Source organism: Streptococcus mitis (assembly GCF_003942965.1).
Taxonomy (GTDB): Bacteria; Bacillota; Bacilli; order Lactobacillales; family Streptococcaceae; genus Streptococcus; species Streptococcus mitis_BH.
On the sequence record NZ_RJOG01000070.1, the window covers coordinates 1 to 1,358 of the forward strand.

Here is a 1,358-nt window from a genome sequence, read left to right on the forward strand (position 1 = left end):
ACGAAAGACATTGTCAATTGGCTTAATCAAGATGAAGAATTGACAGATTTATTATCTTCGGTAAAAAAAGAATCAAGTGCAAGTCAGCAATCAAACTGGACCGGATTTTTCTTTTATTCAAATGAGTATGTGAAATACATTTTGAATAAAACACCATGGATTGAAATTGACGGAGAGAAATATAGTCCCAGACAAATTGTGCTATATGAAAAGCTTAAGGCACACGTTCCGGGATTGTATGGAGTTTCTGAACAAAGCTTAATGGAACTCTTGGGGCAACACATTGTTGAACAGTTGGATTTCAGAAAAAATATGGCGATGTTTTCGGATGATGAAATAAGAGCTATATTAGTTGAGTTACCAAAATTCGATAAAGGTGAAATAAGTCGCAGATTATATAATGAACTTATCAGAAATAAAAAAGGAATGAATCCTACTTATTCTACCGAAGGATTATCAGTCTTAGCCAAAGATGGCTTCTTTTACCCAAACAAAGAATTAAGGTATGCTGATAAGCGACTGCCAAAATCAATAGAAAAACAAATGCGTTTTATTTACGTGCCTGAAAAAGCTAGTACAACTACAATATGTGAATGGCTTGGGGTTGAACGCTTCAAAACAAATTTAAAATTGGAAACATTTGAGTTATTAGAAGATTATTCTGAGGATTTCAAAAAAGAGATTGATGATATCAAAACTGCGGTATTATCTACGATAGATGACAATAGTAAGAATGTTAGTTCATTAAAACGTATTCAGATTATTCCATGCAGCAAAATATCTGCTAAAGATGTTGAGCAAGATAGTCAGTCAATCGTTTTGGAAGATTATTATTTTGTGGAAAGTAAAGGAAAATTCTACTTAAAATTACCTGCTAATTCTATTGAAATTAATCAATTACGTTTGATTGATACGTTTTCTTCAACAATCGTAGACATATTCAAGCAGGTGTTAAATCTAAGCTTAGATTTGAATTTGATTGAATTGTTAATTTCCCGAGATACGGAACATAAACAAAGAAAAATAACTGAAGAATTCGGTGTAGATAAGTGGAATGAATCGTTTGAGCTATTGTTTAGCGAAAATGCGTTAAATAAAAAAGTTAATGACTTTTTGTTANCAAATGGACTAAATGAAGAGGAATATCCTACCATTTTTGAAATTGACTATTCATATGCATTAAAAGAAGAAGAATATCAATTGTTGGCGATAGCTCTAGAAAGCATTTCAAAAGATATTGAGGATTTGAATGGATTGTCAGAATTGATTCATTTGGATATTCGTGAATTTTGGAAACTGAAATTAAGATCTTATCTAGATAAGAAAGCGGAACATTACCGCCAGATTTTATATAGCAA

Annotated in this window: 1 pseudogene; it reads left to right on the plus strand. The window is 31.5% G+C overall.

The annotated features are described in order from the left end of the window. Positions 1–1,358: pseudogene (locus D8837_RS09340) on the plus strand (hypothetical protein); the annotation flags it as partial.